Here is a 16,579-nt window from a genome sequence, read left to right on the forward strand (position 1 = left end):
AAGCCGACGCGCCCCCCATGGCGCGCCAGGAGGAACTGACATGCAGCCTCTCATCGACCATGCCCGCTCCTTCGGCCGACGGCCCGAGGATTTCGCCTCGCTCGCCAAAGGCCAGTCCCCGCAGGTTCTGTTCATCACCTGCTCCGATTCCCGGGTCGTCCCGGCCCTGATCACCGGCGCCCGCCCGGGCGAGCTCTTCGAGCTGCGCACCGCGGGCAGCATCGTCCCGCCGTACGTCTCCGGACGACCGACCTCCGAGGCGGCCACCGTGGAGTACGCGGTGGATGTACTCGGCGTGTCCGAGATCGTGGTCTGCGGCCACTCGCACTGCGGCGCCGTCGGCGCACTGGTGCGCGGCGAGGACCTGACGGCCGTACCCGCCGTGCGTGACTGGCTCGCGCAGGCCAAGCCCCCGGCGGACGCTCCGGACGACGACCCCACCGTCGCCGACGCGGTCCGCAACCACGTCCTCGCGCAACTGCTCAGGCTCCGCGAGTACCCGTGCGTGCAACGCGCCCTGACAGCAGGTCAGCTACGCCTGCACGGCTGGTACTACGAGGTCCACACCGGTGCCGTCAGCGCGCACCGGGCGGACACCGACATCTTCGAGGCGCTGTGAGCCGCGCGAGGGAACTGATGAAATTCCCCTACCTGCGGCAGGACTTCGCCGCCTCGATCGTCGTGTTCCTGGTCGCCCTGCCGCTGTGCGTGGGCGTCGCCGTCGCCTCCGGTGCACCGGCCGAACTCGGCCTGGTCACCGGCATCGTGGGCGGTCTCGTCACCGGGCTGATGCGCGGCAGCAGTCTTCAGGTGTCAGGACCGGCCGCGGGGCTCACCGTGCTGGTCTTCGAGGCGGTGCGGGAGTATGGCCTCGCCACCCTCGGTGTCATCGTGCTCGCCAGCGGTGTGCTCCAACTCCTCATGGGTGCCCTGAAGCTGGGGCGCTACTTCCGGGCCATCTCGGTGGCCGTCGTCGAGGGCATGCTGGCCGGAATCGGGCTCGTGCTGATCGCGGGCCAGCTCTACTCCATGGCGGGCCTGACGGCACCGGCCTCCGGGCTCGACAAGCTCGCCGGGCTGCCGGAGGCGCTCGCCGACGCGGCCCGCAGCACGGAGGCGCTGGCCTCGGCCGGGCTCGGCGCGGGCACGATCGCCGTGCTCGTGCTGTGGCGGCGGCTGCCGCGCCGGGTGCGTACGGTGCCGGGGGCGCTCGGCGCGGTCGCGCTGGCCACCCTCGCCTCGGCGGCGTTCGGTCTACCGGTGGCCAAGGTCGAGGTGCAGGGGCTGGTCGGCTCGATCCAGTTGCCTTCCCTCGACGCGTTCGGTGAGCTCGCGAGCGTCGGCGTGCTCGGCACGGTCCTCGCCTTCACGCTGATCGCGTCCGCCGAGTCGCTGTTCAGCGCGGCGGCCGTGGACCGGCTGCACGACGGGCCGCGGACCGAGTACGACAAGGAGCTGATGGCGCAGGGCGCGGGCAACACCGTCTGCGGGCTGCTCGGCGCGCTGCCGATGACCGCGGTGATCGTACGCAGCGCGGCGAACGTCCAGGCCGGCGCGCGGACGAAGGCGTCCCGCGTGCTGCACGGCGTCTGGCTGCTGCTGTTCGCGACGCTGCTGCCCGCGGCACTCGGTGTCATACCGCTACCCGCCCTGGCGGGCATCCTGGTGCACGCGGGCTGGAAGCTGATCCCGCTGCGCGAGATCGCCTCGCTGTGGCGCGAGCACCGGGGCGAGGCGCTGATCCTCATCGTCACCGCGCTGTCCATCGTCGCGGTCAGCATGTTCGAGGGGGTCCTGATCGGGCTCGCCCTGGCTGTCGCCAAGACGGCCTGGGAGGCCTCGCACGTCCGGCTCGAGGTCATAGACAAGGGAGCAGGGCCCGTCCAGGCGTATCTGTCGGGCAACGCGACGTTCCTGCGGCTGCCGAAGATCCTCGACAGCCTGGAGGCGCTGCCGCAGGACCGCCCGGTCGAGCTGGACCTCTCCGGCCTGCACCACCTCGACCACGCCTGCCGCAGCGCACTGGAGAACTGGTCGGCGCGGCACAGCGCCACCGGAATCGAGCCGGTGAAGGTCACGCCGGTGTCGTGATCCCGGGTGGGGTCGGACGGGGCTGGGCTCGCCTCACGGCGGGCCCAGCCCTACGACGTAAAGTAGACATATTAGACATAATGGGCGGCTCGGAAGGGGGTCGTCATGCTCGAGGAGCTCCTGGTCGCGGGTGTAGCGGTCGGTTCCGCAGGATTCGTGTACCTCGTGGCTGCGGCCCGGGTGGTCAAGCAGTACGAGCGGGGCGTGGTCCTGCGGCTCGGCCGGCTACGGGGTGGCGTGCGGACCCCCGGGTTCACCATGATCGTCCCGGGCGTGGACCACCTGCGCAAGGTCAACATGCAGATCGTCACGATGCCCGTGCCCGCACAGGACGGCATCACCAGGGACAACGTCACGGTCCGGGTCGACGCGGTCATCTACTTCAAAGTGGTGGACGCGGCCGACGCGGTCATCCAGGTCGAGGACTACCGTTTCGCGGTCTCGCAGATGGCGCAGACCTCACTGCGCTCGATCATCGGCAAGAGCGACCTCGACGATCTGCTCTCCAACCGCGAAAAGCTCAACCAGGGCCTGGAGCTGATGATCGACAGCCCGGCCATGGGCTGGGGTGTGCAGATCGACCGTGTCGAGATCAAGGACGTGTCCTTGCCGGAGACGATGAAACGGTCGATGGCCCGGCAGGCGGAGGCCGACCGTGAGCGGCGGGCCCGCATCATCAACGCCGACGCGGAGCTCCAGGCGTCGAAGAAGCTGGCCGAGGCCGCCGGGGTGATGTCCGATCAGCCCGCCGCGCTCCAACTGAGGTTGCTGCAGACGGTGGTGGCGGTCGCGGCGGAGAAGAACTCGACGCTTGTGCTGCCGTTCCCGGTGGAGCTGCTGCGGTTCCTGGAGCGGGCGCAGGCCCCGCAGGGGCCACCGGTCGAGCCGCCCGCACCTCAATCGGTCGAGCCGCCGGCACCTCCACCGCCCGAGCCGTCGACGCCCCCACCACCCGAGCCGTCGACGCTCCCACCACCCGAGGACCCCACCTGATCGGCTAGATTTCCGCGCCGTGGACGAACTGCTGGAAAACCACGGGTGGTTGAGACATCGGTGGCGTTCGGTGACCGTGCTGGGAACGGTCCTCGCGCCGGCCGCGGGCGGGGTGTTGTACGCGTTCTGGCCGGAGTTCCCCGAGTCGGACGCACGGGCCTGCCCCGACAGCACCGTACCGCTGGAGCGGCAGGCAGAGGCGGCCGAACTGGCGCTGCCCGAACACTACGGTCTGCGCCTGATCGTGAACATCGACCCCAACAGCCGTCCGAAACCTGCCGTTCTGGTCACCGTCGAAGAGGCCTGAGCGCGAGTAGCGGGCCCCCGGAACCCGGCGCACCATCGAGGGACACGGCCGGAAGGGGTGCACGGTGGCCAAGAAGGACGGCAAACAGGTCAGTGCCCGTGAGAAGGGCAAGGGCGAGGCGGCCGCCCGGCTCCGGGAGCTGCTGTGCGTCCCTGGCGGCGAGGCCGTCGACCTCTCCTCGTACGACGCCGCGGCCACCCCCGCCGGTCCGCGCGACAAGACCGCCGGCCTGGCCTCCATCGCCCGCATGGGTGAACGACTCACCGACCTGCAAGAACGCCTGTGGGCCGCGAGCACGGCGGGCGACCGCCGCCGCGTCCTCCTGGTGCTCCAGGGCATGGACACCAGCGGCAAGGGCGGCACGGTCGAGCATGTCGTCGGGCTGTTCAACCCATCCGGCTGCCGCATCAGGGCCTTCAAGGCCCCGACCCCCGAGGAGCGCAAGCACTCCTTCCTCTGGCGGATCAAGCGGGCCCTTCCCGAGCCCGGCGAGATCGGCATCTTCGACCGCTCGCACTACGAGGACGTTCTGATCGCCCGCGTCCGCGAACTGACCCCGCACAAGGAGATCTCCCGCCGCTACGGCGAGATCAACCGCTTCGAGAAGTCCCTCGCCGACGACGGCGTCACCGTCGTGAAGTGCTTCCTGCACATCTCCTACGAGCAGCAGGGGCGCCGTCTGCCGGCACGGCTCGACAACCCGGACAAGCACGGGAAGTTCAACGCCGGCGACATTGACGAACGCGCGCTGTGGCCCGCGTACCAGAAGGCGTACCAAATCGCTCTCGAGCGCTGCTCCACGCCGGACGCGCCGTGGTTCCTGATCCCCGCCGACCGTAAGTGGTACCGGAACTGGGCGATCACCCGGCTGCTTCTCGAGCACCTCGAGGCCTTGGACCCGCAGTATCCGAAGGCGGACTTCGATGTGGAGGAGAGCCGCAAGCGACTGCTGGCGGAAGGGTGGGCTCCGCGCGGGTGACTTCCGGGGCGCACCCTGTCCGGCACGCCTCCACAATAGGCAAATAATCACACTTACCCGGATATCTTCATCCGGTGATCATTTCAGTACGCCGATTTGCCGCCACATGCGCGCTGGGCGCCCTCGGCGCGGCACTCGCCGCCTGCGGTACCCCCGGCACCCCGCCTGCCGCCCACCAGGGAAACCCCGTTCCCGTCCCCACCCGCGCCGCGCCCTCCCTACCGCCCACGCTGGCCCCGGGTCCGGCCGGCCTGACCCCCGTGTTCGAGAACGGCTCGCGGACGCGGGACAAGACCGTGGCGCTGACCTTCGACGCGGACATGACCGCGGATCAGGGGGCGCGGGCGGCGGGCGGAGAGCACTTCGACAATCCGCGGCTCATCGCCACGCTGCGTGCGTTCAAGGTGCCGGCGACGGTGTTCATGACGGGGCGGTGGGCCGACGAGTACCCGCAGGAGGCCAGGTCGATCGGGCAGGACCCGCTCTTCGAGGTCGCCAACCACTCGTACAGCCATTACGCCTTCACCGAGGACTGCTACGGGCTGCCGACCGTGCCCGAGGACGAGATGCGAGCGGACGTGGAGCGGGCGTACGCCGCCTTCAGGAGGGCGGGGGTGCCCCGTGCGATGCCGTACTTCCGTTTCCCGGGCGGGTGCTACGACCAGCGGGCCCTGCGGACACTGAGCGCGGCCGGGGTGACCGCCGTGCAATGGGACGTGGTCAGTGGGGACGCCTTCGCCACGGACGCGGACGCTGTGGCCCAGCAGGTGCTGAACGGCGTACGGCCCGGGTCCGTCGTCGTCATGCACTGCACGCGCAGTGCGGCTCCGGCGACCGAGCGGGCCCTGCGCACGATCGTGCCCGAGCTACGGAAGCAAGGTTTCCGCTTTGTGAAGGTGTCCGAGCTGATCGGGGCGGGGGCGAGGGGCGAGCACCCGTAGGCAGCCGTCCGACCCGGCCTACGCTGGGAGCATGAGCGACACCCACGGCACCTCCGACAGCTCCGCCAGCTCCGACGGCTACTGCGACACCCCCACGGCCCCGGCCACCCCCACCGCGGACGGGCCGCCGTTCGCGGAGTGCGTGCTGTGCCGGAAGCCGACGGAGTACCCGGAGTCGCACAAGGGGATCACGCTGTGCCCCGTCTGCGAGTGGCAGGAGGCACAACGGACCGCGTGTTCAGGCTGACCGGCGTGCGGTGAGCGCGCGGCGCCCTCGACGCGGATCAGTGTGCCGGGGGTCACGTCGAGGTCGACGCCGCGCAGGCCCCAGGGGCCGCGGAGCCCGTAGCGGCGGCCGACGCCCCCCAGTCGTAGGGCACTGTTGACGGGGAGCATGGGAATCATCCTCGCGCGGGTGCACCGGCGCTCGCCGAAAAATGGATCTTCCGCCGCTCAAGAACCGATTCTCCGCCGCCGAAGAAACCGATCTTCCGCCTGGCACACTGGAGGGCGTGAGCAGCGACCCGACCCCGGCCGACGACAGCCCCTTCCGTTCCGAGCGCACCTCGCGCGACGAGGCACCGCAGTTCGTGCTGCCCCTGGTCGCGCGGATCGAGAAGGCCGATCCCCCGGCGCGTACGGACGCGCTGGAGACCGCGGCCCGCGCCGTGTTGACGATCCTCAGCGACGAGCGGTCCCTGGCGGACGGCGAGTGGGCGCAGGCGATGCGGGACTGGCAGGACGCCCGGATCCGCAAGGTCGTCCGACGGGCGCGCGGCGCCGAGTGGCGGCGGGCCGAGGCGCTGCCCGGGATCACGGTGACCGGGAAGTCCGCCGAGGTGCGCGCCTTCCCGCCGGTCCCGCTGGACGGCTGGCCGAAGGACCTCGCCCGGCTCCAGGTCTCCGGCACGGACCTCGACGACCCGGAGCCGCCGTTGGACGCCGATCCGACGGCGCCGGTGCTGTGGCTCAACCCCGACGTCCACATGTCGGCCGGCAAGACGATGGCCCAGGCGGGGCACGGCGCCCAACTGGCCTGGTGGGAGCTGTCGGACGAGGAGCGGGCAGCCTGGCGCGACGCCGGTTTCCCGCTGGCCGTCCGCACCGCGGCCCCGGCCCACTGGCGTGAACTCACCACGAGCGGCCTGCCGTTGGTCCGCGACGCGGGCTTCACGGAGGTCGCACCGGGGTCGTGCACGGTGGTCGCGGACCATCCGGCGCTGCGCTGAGGGGCGTACGGGTCGGAGGGCTCAACCCCCTGGCGCGATCACCGTTGAGCGGTGGTGCTCGCTCCGTCGAGCGCCTCCCGGATGATGTCCGCGTGCCCGGCATGCTGGGCTGTCTCCCTGATCAGGTGCAGGAGGATCCGGCGCGCGGACCAGTGGACGGTCTCCGGCGGGGACCATGGAGTCCTGGGGAGGGGCACGCTCCGGTCCAGGTCCGGAAGTACAGCCACGGCCTCTTCGGTCGTCCGCGCCGCCGCCTCGTACTGGTTCAGCAGTCCCGTGAGCGTTTCGTCGTCGGCCATGCTGTATTGCTCCATGTCGAGCATGCCTTCCGGCAGCTCTCCGTCCCCCTTGACCATGATCTGCATCCACACCTGCTCGCCGCGGGCGAGGTGATTGACGATCCCGCCCAGGGTCAGCGCGCTCACGGTCGTGCGCTGTGCGGCCTGAGCGTCGGTGATGCCGCGGACGGTGATCAGCAGCAACTCCCGCTGCTCCGCGAGTGCCCGCAGCAGTTCACCGCGCTCGCCTCGAAGAAATGGGGCTGGATCGTCCGGCGAAGTGGTCATGGGCCGACCGTAGGGGGCATTTAGGTCAGTCGGTGTCCTCGATGACCCGTCGACCTGTTCTGTTCACGCATGGAACTCGGTGAGGTCGATGGCGTGAACGTGCAGCGGAAAGCCGTACACCGGGTGCTCGGCCTCGCGTTCCGACTTCATGCCGAGCTTGCGGATGACGTTCTCGGAGGCGTCGTTGCCCACTCGGTTGATGCTGATGACGCGGTCGAGGCCACGGTCCTGGAGTGCGAACTCCAGCGTGGCATGGGCGGCTTCGGACGCGTATCCCTGGCCCCAGAACTGTGAGCCGAGGCGCCAGCTGATCGCCACGGCGGGCAGTACCTCCGGCAGGAACTCGGGCACGGACAGGCCCGCGAAGCCGGCCAGTTCGCCGGAGGCCAGCAGTTCGACGGCGAAGAGGCCGAAGCCCTCCTCGTCCCATTCCTCCTCCCATCGTTCGATGTCCTCCGCCGTCTGGTCCACGTCGCGGACCGAGCCGTCGTCGATCCAGTGCATGACCTGGGGGTCCGCATTGATGTCCGCCATAGGGGCGAGGTCGTCGTCGTGCCAGCGGCGAAGGAGGAGGCGGGGGGTGCGGATCTCGGTCATGACGCCCATCCTGCCTGATGGGTGACCATAGGACCGACGGCCGGGCGGAGACGACGTGTCACTTCGGCCGCGCGTGTGACACGGCCGCACCCAGTCCGTCGCCTTCGGAATTCACGTCGCCACGGCGGTCGTCATCGACTACGTGGTGCACGCGTGGGACGTCGCCGCCACGCTCGGGGGCGGGCTCGAGCTGCCGGACCACGTGGACGAGGCGCTACGGCTGCCGGGCCGCACGCCGGAGCGGTGGCCACTGTCGAGCCGACGGGTGTGAGGTGAATGGCCGTGCCGTCGGGTTTGAGTGGTCGAGCCGACGGGTTTGAAACAACCGGCGGTCCCGTTTGAACATCCCGGCCGTCCCTTCCGTACCTTCAGTCGCTGGCCAAGTACAGGTTTCCAACGACCAGTTGGTTTCCCCCCGGGAGGCTCATTTTGCGGCGTATCAATGGTTCGGCCCTCGTCATCGCGGCACTCGTCGCCACAGTCGGCGCACTCGCGTTCCCTGTGTGGTCGTACGCCGACCGCGCGGGCACGGGCGTGTCGAATCTGGCGGCCGGGACGGTGAACACACAGTGGGGGCCCTTGTCCGCCGCTGACCGCGACCTGATCGTCCGTGTGCGTCTGGCGGGGCTCTGGGAGCTGCCGGCCGGACAGCAGGCGATCGAGCGGGCCCCCACCGCGGCGATCAAGGAGGCGGGCGATCACCTGATCGTCGGCCACACCGACCTCGACAAGCGGGTGCGTATCATCGCGGCTCAGCTCGGTGTCGAGCTGCCGAACCAGCCGAACGCGCAGCAGCAGGGCTGGTTGCAGGAAATGACCGCGGCGACGGGCAAGGAGTACGAGCGGAAGTTCGCGAACCTGCTGCGGGCCGCGCACGGCAAGATCTTCCCGGCGATCGGAGCGGTGCGGAACACCACGCGCAACTCGCTGGTCCGGCAACTGGCCACGGACGCCAACCAGACCGTGCTCGATCACATCACGGTGCTGGAGAAGACCGGGAGCGTCGACTTCGACGCCATCGCCAACGACACGGCGGCCCTTTCGACCGCCAGCCCCACCGGTCCCCCGCCGCCGGCCGCCGGGGTCTCGCCGGCCTCCGCGCCGCCCGTGCAGCCGGGCGCCGGCGTCACCGCCACGTCGAGCCCGTCACCGGCGGCGCCGGGCGAGGTAAACACGGCCCGGCCGGAGCCGTCGGACCCGAACAACCTGCTGCAGTAGGAGCACCGCGGGAGCAGGGGTGCCCGGGGCGGGAACCTCAAATGTTGCTCTGAAGGTCCGCCCCGGTGGGTTCGGCCCCGACCACCGGGGCCATGACTCCGTCACGCCGGAACACAAGTCCGTCGTAGTCGTAGGGAGAGAACAGGCAGCGTCCGGGGTCGGTCGGGGATGGAGGAGGGGACATGAAGCAGCTGAGGCGGCTGGGTACGGGAATCGGGTGGCGGCCGGAGATCGCCGAGGCCGTGGAGCGCATGCCCGGCATCGACTGGGTCGAAGCCGTGGCGGAGAACCTGTGCCCCGGTCATCTTCCCGAGTCGCTGCTGCGGCTGCGCGAGCGCGGGGTCACGGTGGTGCCGCACGGGGTCTCGCTCGGCCTCGGTGACGCGGACCGGCCCGACGAGGCCCGCCTCACCGCCCTCGCCGAGCGGGCCGAGGCGCTCGGCTCCCCGCTCGTCACGGAGCACATCGCCTTCGTACGGGCCGGGGGCGCCCTCACCGCGTCTTTGCGGCTGGAGGCCGGGCACCTGCTGCCGGTACCGCGCACGCGGGACGCGCTGGACGTGCTGTGCGAGAACATCCGTATCGCACAGGCCGCGCTCCCTGTTCCGCTCGCCGTGGAGAACATCGCCGCGCTGATCTCCTGGCCGGGCGAGGAGATGACCGAGGGGCAGTTCCTCTACGACCTGGTCGACCGCACCGGCGTACGCCTCCTCATCGATGTCGCCAACCTCCACACCAACCACGTCAACCGCGGCGAGGACCCCGCCAAGGCGCTCAACGAACTTCCCGTCGAGGCGATCGCCTACGTCCATGTCGCCGGCGGCTTCGAACGGGACGGCGTCTGGCACGACAGCCACGCCCATCCCGTCCCCCAGCCGGTCCTCGACATCCTGGCCGACCTCGCGTCGCGCGTGACCCCGCCGGGAGTTCTCCTCGAACGGGACGAGAATTTTCCGGAACCGGGTGAGCTGGAGCGGGAGTTGGGGGCGATCCGGGGGACGCTCGAGAAGGCACGGGGTGGCAGGGCCGCGACGGTCGCCGTGTCCGGCGACGCCGCGACCGTCACAGAAGCCGATCCCGCCACAGAAGCCGACGCCACCGCGGAAACCGACAGCACCGCGGAAACCGACAGCACCACAGAAACTGACATCACCGCGGACGACGCGACCCGCCAGCGCCTCGCCCTCGCGCAAACCGCGCTGCTCTCCGCGCTCGTCGCGGGAACCCCCGTCCCCGAGGGGTTCGACCGGGTGCGGCTGGGCGTGCAGGCGCGGGCGCTCGCCGCCAAGCGGGCGGATGTCGTCGCGAAGGTGGCGACGGAGTTGCCGGAGATCCTCGGGGACACCTACCGGCCGGCGTTCCTCGCGTATGCGCAAGGGCATCCCATGACCGGCGGCTACCGGCGCGACGCGCTGGACTTCGCCGAACACCTCCTGCTCGCGGGGCGCCCCGACGACGCGGAGACCCGGCGCCGACTGCGCGACTGGTGGCTGGAGCGATCCGGCCCGGCCCCCCTGTCCCAGCGCCCCACGGCCCGCCTGGCCCGCGCCACCCGCCGGGCCCTGCTGCGCCGCTGACGCTCGGCAGGCGGTCAGCAGGCAGTCAGCCTCAGCCGGAACCGGCCCTCCTACGCGCACCGCGGCGGCCCGCCCCGCAGAGTGTGCCGGGGTTAACACCGCACCCCGGCCGACCGGATCACACATCCCCTTCCTGCGGATTTCGGATGGTCTGACCTACGTCCGGCGTACCCCATCCGACACCATTCCTCCCACTCCTCAACCCTTTCTTCCTGTACGGCAGTTGGCGTAGCGCCCGCAGTAATATGCCAACCCGCACGCAAAGCGCACTAGCGTGCGGTGCCGCAACAGGAGGCACCATGCGATCCATCAACCGCACCGGATTGGTCAGTGGAACAGGGCTGATCATCACGGGCCTCACGGCGACCCTCGTCGCGCTGGTCTTTCCGATCTGGTCGTACGCGGACCGCTCCGGCACCGGCCTGGACACCCTGAACGCCCAGTCCGTGTCGACACAGTTCGGTCCGCTGTCGGCGCTGGACCGGGAGTTCATCACCAAGGTCCGGCTGGCCGGGCTGTGGGAGCTGCCCGCGGGCCAGCAGGCCGAGGAGCGCGGCACCACGCAGGCCGTACGGACGGCCGGCGCGCACCTCGTCGAGGGCCACACCTTCCTGGACACCCGCGTCCGGAACGTCGCCGCACGGCTCGGCCTCGAACTGCCGAACCAGCCCAACTCGCAGCAACGCGCGTGGCTGGACACGCTCGGCGCGGCACACGGCGTGACCTACGACCGCGAATTCGCGAACATCCTCCGCAAGGCCCACGGCAAGGTCTTCTCGGTCGTCGCCCAGGTCCGCGCGAACACCCGCAACTCCCTCGTACGCGACCTGGCCGACGACGCGAACACCACCGTGCTGGACCACATCAAGGTCCTCGAAGCCACCGGGTACGTCGACTTCGACGCCCTCGCTCAGGATGCCGCGACCGCGAGCCCGCCTCCGCTCACCAACTCCCCGGCGCCACCGGGTCCCACGCGATCCCCGGGCACCGCCATCCCCGTAACCCCGTCGGGGACCTACCCCCTCCCGTCGGCCGCGTCCCGCACCCTGAGCCCCACACCCTGAGGGAAAGCCGGGACGCCACAGCCGGAACATCACAGCGGAAACGCCACAGCCGGAACGTCACAGACCGACAACGCTCCGTCCACAAGGTGAATAAGCCGTGGCGCCGACCTGCCGCCTTCGCATAGAAACACGCCATGTTCTGGGTCCTTCTCCTGCTCCTGGCCTGGGCCGCGGCCGGCCTCTCCTGTACTCGGCTGTGCCTGGCCGCCATGCGTGCGGCGACCGTCGACGCGGACGCGGCGCGCGGACACCACCTCACGCTGTACGAGGCGGCGTTCCTGTCCGGCGGCCCCGCCCGGGTCGCCGAGCTGACCCTGGTGTCGATGGCCCGTCAGCGCCGTCTGCTGCTCGCGCACACCGGCTGGGCGACCGTCGTGGATCCGCGCGGGCGCGACGAGATGGAACGCTCGGTGATAGGAGCCATAGGACCGGAGGGGCAGTCCCGGATAGCGCCCCTGCGGGCGACGACAGCCACCGCGGACTCCGTACGCGGTCTCGCCGACCGCCTGGTGGCCGCGGGCCTCGCCGTGCCCGACGGAGCCCGCACCACCGTCGCGGGCGCCGTCCGCCAGGTCCAGGCCGCCGCCGCGGCCGTCCTCGCGCTCGCCGCCGTCGCCCTGCTGATGCCCTCTCAGACCACCGAGAGCGATGTGCCGATCGCGATCTGGTTCGCGCTCCCACTCATCCTCACCGTGAGCTGTCTCGCCATCGCCCGCATCGAGGTCCACCCCTACACGCGCTGGGCCTCCCCGGCCGGGCAGCGGCTCCTCGGCACCCTCACCCGGCGCACCGACCCCGCCGCCGACGACCGTACGTACCTCACCTCGGTCGCCGTACGCGGCATCCGCGCGGTCGGCGAGCCGGACCTGCGCGCGGCCTTCGCGCACCGCGACCGGACGCCGGGAAGAAGGGGCTGACCGGCGCCCGAGGGGGCGCATCGGGGTCAATGGCGCCGACACCGGCACCTGGTGCTTTACTTCGCCCACCGCCGAACGAAACATCCCCTTTGTCGCTGCCGTGCGCTGAAGGGATTACGCGATGAGAGCTGCCGTCCTTTATGGAACCGCCGGGTCCTTGATCCTGAGCGCCCTCGCCGCCATCCCCTCGGGCGGCGCCACGGCCAGGCCGGACCCCGTCACCCGCATGCTGTCGGCCGAAACACCGGGCACCACCGTCGCCGCCGCGCGCGCCGCGGACGCCGGCATCCGCTTCGGTTCGTGCGAGAAGGAGCAGGACCTCCCGGCCGGCTTCCAGTGCGGCACGGTCACCGTGCCGCTCGACTACGCGCACCCCGACGGCAAGCAGATCAAACTGACCGTCAGCCGCGCCACGGCCACCGGCAAGGACGCGCGGAACGCGAAGCACAAGGTGCCGCGCCAGGGCGCCCTGGTCTACAACCCCGGCGGCCCGGGCGCCTCCGGCATGTACTTCCCGCTGGTCGGTTCCCTGCCCGCGTGGAAGCGCATCGCGGCGGCGTACGACCTCGTCGGTTACGCCCCGCGCGGCGTGGGCAAGTCGGCCCCGCTGTCCTGCCAGGACCCCAAGCACTTCGTGAAGGCGCCCTCCCAGGCGCCGACGCACCCCTCGGAGACGTACAAGCGGCAGCGCATCGCTGAGGCGAAGGCGTACGCACGCGGCTGCCTCAAGCGCTCCGGTGAGGCCATCCAGCACTACACCTCGCTCAACAACGCCCGCGACCTGGACGTGCTGCGGGCCGCGCTCGGCGAGCCGAAGCTGACCTTCATGGGGGCTTCGTACGGCACGTACTTCGGTGCGCTCTACGCGACGCTCTTCCCCTCCCACGTACGCCGGATGGTCTTCGACTCGGCGGTGAACCCCGACCCCGAGCAGATCTGGTACGAGAACAACCTCGACCAGTCGGCCGCTTTCGAGAGCCGGTGGGCCGACTTCCGCGCGTGGGTCGCCCGGCACGACAAGGTGTACAGGCTCGGCGCCACGCCCGAAGAGGTGATGCGCAGCTACGAGAAGGCGCGGGCGCAGCTCGCCGCCTCGCCCGCGGGCGGCAAGGTCGGTCCCGGGCAGCTTCAGGGCGCGTTCCTGCAGGCCGGGTACTACGACGACTACTGGCCGCAGCGCGCCATGGCGCTGTCCGCCTATCTGAAGGGCGACCCGAAGCCGCTGATCCAGCAGGCCGGGCCGCACCCGAAGGCGTCCGTCGAGCAGGAGAACGGCAACGCGGTCTACACGGCCATCGAGTGCAACGACGCCTCCTGGCCGACGGACTGGCGCACCTGGGACCGCGACAACACGCGTCTCGCGCGCGTGGCGCCGTTCGAGACCTGGGACAACGTGTGGATGAACCTGCCGTGCGCGTACTGGTCCGTGCCGCGGCAGAAGCCGCTCAATGTGCGGACGCTGCCGGGGGAGCTGCCGCCGACCCTGATCCTGGCGGCCGAGCGGGACGCGGCGACGCCGTACGAGGGGGCGGTGGAGTTGCAGCGGCGGCTGTCCGGCTCGGTCCTGGTGACCGAGAACGGAGCCGGGATGCATGGGATCGGCGGCGGGCCCAACAAGTGCGTCAACGGCCACCTGGACGCGTATCTGCTGGAGGGCCGGCTCCCGAAGCGGAGCTCCGGGTGCGCGCCGCACGCGGAGCCCAAGCCGGTGGCGCCGGGCGGTCCTTCGGAGACCCCGAAGGCCCTGAAGGCCCTGAGACACCCGAAGGCCTCGTAGACCGCCCGGCCCGCCGCGAAGGCCTGATCAGGCGAGGCCCGCGACCAGCTCGGTGATGTCCTTGCGGCGGCCCGTGTAGAACGGGACCTCCTCGCGGACGTGCATGCGGGCCTCGGAGGCGCGCAGGTGGCGCATGAGGTCGACGATGCGGTGCAGCTCGTCGGCCTCGAAGGCCAGGATCCACTCGTAGTCGCCCAGCGAGAACGAGGCGACCGTGTTGGCGCGCACGTCCGGGTAGCCGCGGGCCATCTTGCCGTGGTCGGCGAGCATGCGGCGGCGGTCCTCGTCGGGCAGCAGGTACCAGTCGTAGGAGCGCACGAACGGGTAGACGCTGATGTAGTCACGCGGCGTCTCGTCGGCGAGGAACGCCGGGATGTGCGAGCGGTTGAACTCGGCGGGGCGGTGCAGCGCCATGTTCGACCAGACCGGCTCCAGGGCGCGGCCCAGCTTGGTGCGCCGGAAGAGGTTGTACGCCTCCTGGAGCTGGTCGCTGGTCTCGGCGTGCCACCAGATCATGACGTCGGCGTCGGCGCGCAGCCCCGACACGTCGTACGTGCCGCGGACGGTGACGTCCTTCGCGGTGAGCTGGTCGAAGAGCTCCTGGACCTCGTCGGCGTAACCGGCGCGGTCCTCGGGGAGCACGTCGCGCAGTTTGAAGACGGACCACAGGGTGTAGCGGACGACCTCGTTGAGGTCCTTGGCCTTCTTGCCGATGTTCGGGATCTTCGCGGGGCCGGTGGTGGGGGCGTCGTCACTCATGAGGCTATTCTCCCGCGCCGCCGTGGCGGCTCTCCACCGGGTGCGCGGTCAGCGCCTCCAGTCCGGTGCGGTCGCCGCTCAGCTGGTCCACTGCGGCATACGCGCTCGCGATGCAGGCGGGGATGCCGACTCCGTCGTACGCCGCACCGCACACGGCGAGCCCCGGGAGCTTGCCCACGTGCTCGCGGACGCGGGCCACGCGCGCGTGGTGCCCGACGGGGTACTGGGGCAGGCCGTCGTCCCATCGTGTCACCCGGGTCGCGACGGGCTCGGCGGCCAGGCCGGTGGCCTCGCGCAGGTCGCGGCGGGACACGTCCACGAGGTCGGCGTCCGCCCGCCCGAGCACCTCGGTCTCGCCGTACCGCCCGACGGAGGTCCGCAGGACGAGCAGGTCGGGGTTCTCCTCGGCGATCCAGCCCCACTTCTGGGAGGCGAAGGTGGACGCCTTGATGGTGTGCCCGTCAACGGGCGGCACCAGGAAACCGCTCCCTTCGGGGAGGGCGATCTCACCGCGGCGGTAGGCGAGGGTGACCAGCGCCATGGAGGCGTACTCGACGGCTGCCAGCTCGGCGGCTGCCACGGGCGCCTCGGTACGCAGCAGGGCGGCCGCTGCCGGGGCGGGCAGGGCGAGGACGACGGCATCGGTGTGCAGGACGCGGTCCGCCGCGACGACACGCCAGCCGGTGGGCGAGTCGGCACCCCCGATCCGGCGCAGCTCCGTCACCGGTGCACCAGTGACGATCTCTCCGCCACGCGCGCGGACCGCCTCCGCGACCGCGAGCGGCAGTTGGCCCACTCCCCCCGCGATGCCCATGAAGACCGGCCCCGTCTGCTGGGCGCCGGCGGCGCGCGCCTGGATCTCGCGGACCGCCTCCGTCAGCGAGTCGTGCCGGTGCGCCGCGTCGAAGAGCTGCGGTACTGCCGCGCGCATCGAGATGCGGTACGCGTCGCCCGCGTAGACGCCGCCGAGGAGGGGCTCGACCAGGCGGTCGACGACCTCACGGCCGAGGCGTGCCGCCACGTACTCCCCCACCGCCACGTCGTCGCCGACCTCCGTGCGGGGCAGGTCGGCGTCGCGCTCGATGCGTCGCAGGCCCTCGTCGGAGAGGACGCCGGAGAGGGCGGAGGCGGTGCCGGGCACGCCCATGACGTGGCCCTTGGGCATGGGGCGCAGCGTGCCGCGGGTCCACAGCGAGGCGGTCGCGGTGGCGGGCGGCTGGAGGCGGTCGGCGAGGCCCACCTCGCGGGCGAGCGCGACCGCTTCGGGGCGGCGCGCGAGCATCGACTCGGCTCCGAGGTCGACCCGCACGCCCGCGATCTCGCCGGGCAGCAGCTTGCCGCCGACGCGGTCCGACGCCTCCAGGACGGTCACCCGCATGCCCCGGTCCAGCAGCCGGTGGGCGGCGGCGAGACCGGCGATGCCGGCTCCGATGACGACGACGTGCCCCGCACCCGCGCGGGCTTCCACTGCGCTCATGCCTCCACCTTCTCAGACCGTTCCTGGAGGCTGAGCGGGAGTGGGTCCTGTTGCCGGTGCCCATGGGCGCGGGGATCGGCGTGCCCG

18 protein-coding genes and 1 pseudogene are annotated in these 16,579 nt (G+C 71.2%); 14 read left to right on the plus strand and 5 right to left on the minus strand.

Annotated elements, in window-relative coordinates:
- The first annotated feature begins 40 nt into the window (after nt 1-40).
- From ACX28W_RS18785 to ACX28W_RS18815, 7 genes are all read left to right on the plus strand, one after another.
- The gene (locus ACX28W_RS18785; protein ID WP_459000126.1) at nt 41-619 is read left to right on the plus strand and encodes a carbonic anhydrase; all 579 of its coding nucleotides are present in this window, start codon (nt 41-43) and stop codon (nt 617-619) included.
- Nucleotides 620-636: 17 nt separating this feature from the next.
- Nucleotides 637-2,091 carry a SulP family inorganic anion transporter gene (locus ACX28W_RS18790; RefSeq protein ID WP_459000127.1) on the plus strand — a complete coding sequence of 485 codons (1,455 nt, stop codon included), beginning with the start codon at nt 637-639 and terminating at the stop codon, nt 2,089-2,091.
- Between the two features lie 105 nt (nt 2,092-2,196).
- Nucleotides 2,197-3,084, plus strand: a complete 888-nt coding sequence (locus ACX28W_RS18795) for a slipin family protein (protein ID WP_459000128.1) — start codon at nt 2,197-2,199, stop codon at nt 3,082-3,084.
- Nucleotides 3,085-3,154: 70 nt separating this feature from the next.
- Nucleotides 3,155-3,391: a hypothetical protein gene (locus ACX28W_RS18800; protein ID WP_459000130.1), complete on the plus strand. Its 237-nt coding sequence runs from the start codon at nt 3,155-3,157 to the stop codon at nt 3,389-3,391.
- Between the two features lie 64 nt (nt 3,392-3,455).
- Nucleotides 3,456-4,370: a PPK2 family polyphosphate kinase gene (locus ACX28W_RS18805; RefSeq protein WP_459000131.1), complete on the plus strand. Its 915-nt coding sequence runs from the start codon at nt 3,456-3,458 to the stop codon at nt 4,368-4,370.
- Nucleotides 4,371-4,444: 74 nt separating this feature from the next.
- Entirely contained in the window at nt 4,445-5,311 is an 867-nt protein-coding gene (locus ACX28W_RS18810) for a polysaccharide deacetylase family protein (RefSeq protein WP_459000132.1), read from the plus strand.
- 31 nt (nt 5,312-5,342) lie between these two features.
- Entirely contained in the window at nt 5,343-5,558 is a 216-nt protein-coding gene (locus ACX28W_RS18815) for a hypothetical protein (protein ID WP_459000134.1), read from the plus strand.
- Nucleotides 5,559-5,578: 20 nt separating this feature from the next.
- On the opposite strand, the pseudogene ACX28W_RS18820 reads toward ACX28W_RS18815, so the two are convergent.
- Nucleotides 5,579-5,707, minus strand: a pseudogene (locus ACX28W_RS18820) (ABC transporter ATP-binding protein); the annotation flags it as partial.
- 116 nt (nt 5,708-5,823) lie between these two features.
- On the opposite strand from ACX28W_RS18820, the gene ACX28W_RS18825 reads away from it, so the two are divergent.
- Complete coding sequence (locus ACX28W_RS18825) at nt 5,824-6,540, plus strand: aminoacyl-tRNA hydrolase (protein WP_459000135.1); 717 nt, start codon at nt 5,824-5,826, stop codon at nt 6,538-6,540.
- Between the two features lie 38 nt (nt 6,541-6,578).
- Here the strand turns inward: ACX28W_RS18825 and ACX28W_RS18830 are convergent, their stop codons facing one another.
- Both ACX28W_RS18830 and ACX28W_RS18835 read right to left on the minus strand, forming a co-directional pair.
- Nucleotides 6,579-7,106, minus strand: coding sequence for a DinB family protein (locus tag ACX28W_RS18830; RefSeq protein ID WP_459000136.1), 528 nt, complete (start codon nt 7,104-7,106; stop codon nt 6,579-6,581).
- Between the two features lie 63 nt (nt 7,107-7,169).
- A complete protein-coding gene (locus ACX28W_RS18835; protein WP_459000138.1) occupies nt 7,170-7,703 on the minus strand; it encodes a GNAT family N-acetyltransferase in 534 nt (177 codons plus the stop codon).
- Between the two features lie 142 nt (nt 7,704-7,845).
- On the opposite strand from ACX28W_RS18835, the gene ACX28W_RS18840 reads away from it, so the two are divergent.
- The 6 genes from ACX28W_RS18840 to ACX28W_RS18865 all read left to right on the plus strand — a co-directional run bounded on the left by ACX28W_RS18840 (nt 7,846) and on the right by ACX28W_RS18865 (nt 14,256).
- Nucleotides 7,846-7,974 (plus strand): hypothetical protein, encoded by a 129-nt coding sequence (locus ACX28W_RS18840; RefSeq protein WP_459000139.1) that lies wholly within the window; start codon nt 7,846-7,848, stop codon nt 7,972-7,974.
- A gap of 158 nt (nt 7,975-8,132) precedes the next feature.
- A complete protein-coding gene (locus tag ACX28W_RS18845; protein ID WP_459000140.1) occupies nt 8,133-8,921 on the plus strand; it encodes a DUF4142 domain-containing protein in 789 nt (262 codons plus the stop codon).
- Between the two features lie 182 nt (nt 8,922-9,103).
- Nucleotides 9,104-10,498: an MbnB/TglH/ChrH family RiPP precursor modification enzyme gene (locus tag ACX28W_RS18850; protein WP_459000141.1), complete on the plus strand. Its 1,395-nt coding sequence runs from the start codon at nt 9,104-9,106 to the stop codon at nt 10,496-10,498.
- Between the two features lie 299 nt (nt 10,499-10,797).
- A complete protein-coding gene (locus ACX28W_RS18855) occupies nt 10,798-11,562 on the plus strand; it encodes a DUF4142 domain-containing protein (protein ID WP_459000142.1) in 765 nt (254 codons plus the stop codon).
- 134 nt (nt 11,563-11,696) lie between these two features.
- On the plus strand, nt 11,697-12,479 hold the full coding sequence (locus ACX28W_RS18860; RefSeq protein WP_459000143.1) for a TIGR04222 domain-containing membrane protein: 783 nt from the start codon (nt 11,697-11,699) through the stop codon (nt 12,477-12,479).
- A gap of 121 nt (nt 12,480-12,600) precedes the next feature.
- Nucleotides 12,601-14,256: an alpha/beta hydrolase gene (locus ACX28W_RS18865; protein WP_459000144.1), complete on the plus strand. Its 1,656-nt coding sequence runs from the start codon at nt 12,601-12,603 to the stop codon at nt 14,254-14,256.
- 27 nt (nt 14,257-14,283) lie between these two features.
- Here the strand turns inward: ACX28W_RS18865 and hemQ are convergent, their stop codons facing one another.
- Together hemQ and hemG are read right to left on the minus strand one after the other, a co-directional pair.
- Nucleotides 14,284-15,015, minus strand: a complete 732-nt coding sequence (hemQ, locus tag ACX28W_RS18870) for a hydrogen peroxide-dependent heme synthase (protein ID WP_459000145.1) — start codon at nt 15,013-15,015, stop codon at nt 14,284-14,286.
- A 4-nt stretch (nt 15,016-15,019) separates the two neighbouring features.
- A complete protein-coding gene (gene hemG, locus ACX28W_RS18875; RefSeq protein WP_459000146.1) occupies nt 15,020-16,492 on the minus strand; it encodes a protoporphyrinogen oxidase in 1,473 nt (490 codons plus the stop codon).
- Nucleotides 16,493-16,579 lie beyond the last annotated feature (87 nt).

The organism is Streptomyces sp. SD15 (assembly GCF_054462255.1).

Bases quoted from the DNA above. Each gene is read 5' to 3' on its own strand.
- ACX28W_RS18785 (WP_459000126.1), top strand. From the start codon at position 41: ATGCAGCCTCTCATCGACCATGCCCGCTCCTTCGGCCGACGGCCCGAG.
- ACX28W_RS18790 (WP_459000127.1), top strand. From the start codon at position 637: ATGAAATTCCCCTACCTGCGGCAGGACTTCGCCGCCTCGATCGTCGTG.
- ACX28W_RS18795 (WP_459000128.1), top strand. From the start codon at position 2,197: ATGCTCGAGGAGCTCCTGGTCGCGGGTGTAGCGGTCGGTTCCGCAGGA.
- ACX28W_RS18815 (WP_459000134.1), top strand. From the start codon at position 5,343: ATGAGCGACACCCACGGCACCTCCGACAGCTCCGCCAGCTCCGACGGC.
- ACX28W_RS18830 (WP_459000136.1), bottom strand. From the start codon at position 7,106: ATGACCACTTCGCCGGACGATCCAGCCCCATTTCTTCGAGGCGAGCGC.
- ACX28W_RS18835 (WP_459000138.1), bottom strand. From the start codon at position 7,703: ATGACCGAGATCCGCACCCCCCGCCTCCTCCTTCGCCGCTGGCACGAC.
- ACX28W_RS18850 (WP_459000141.1), top strand. From the start codon at position 9,104: ATGAAGCAGCTGAGGCGGCTGGGTACGGGAATCGGGTGGCGGCCGGAG.
- ACX28W_RS18855 (WP_459000142.1), top strand. From the start codon at position 10,798: ATGCGATCCATCAACCGCACCGGATTGGTCAGTGGAACAGGGCTGATC.
- ACX28W_RS18860 (WP_459000143.1), top strand. From the start codon at position 11,697: ATGTTCTGGGTCCTTCTCCTGCTCCTGGCCTGGGCCGCGGCCGGCCTC.
- ACX28W_RS18865 (WP_459000144.1), top strand. From the start codon at position 12,601: ATGAGAGCTGCCGTCCTTTATGGAACCGCCGGGTCCTTGATCCTGAGC.
- hemQ (WP_459000145.1), bottom strand. From the start codon at position 15,015: ATGAGTGACGACGCCCCCACCACCGGCCCCGCGAAGATCCCGAACATC.
- hemG (WP_459000146.1), bottom strand. From the start codon at position 16,492: ATGAGCGCAGTGGAAGCCCGCGCGGGTGCGGGGCACGTCGTCGTCATC.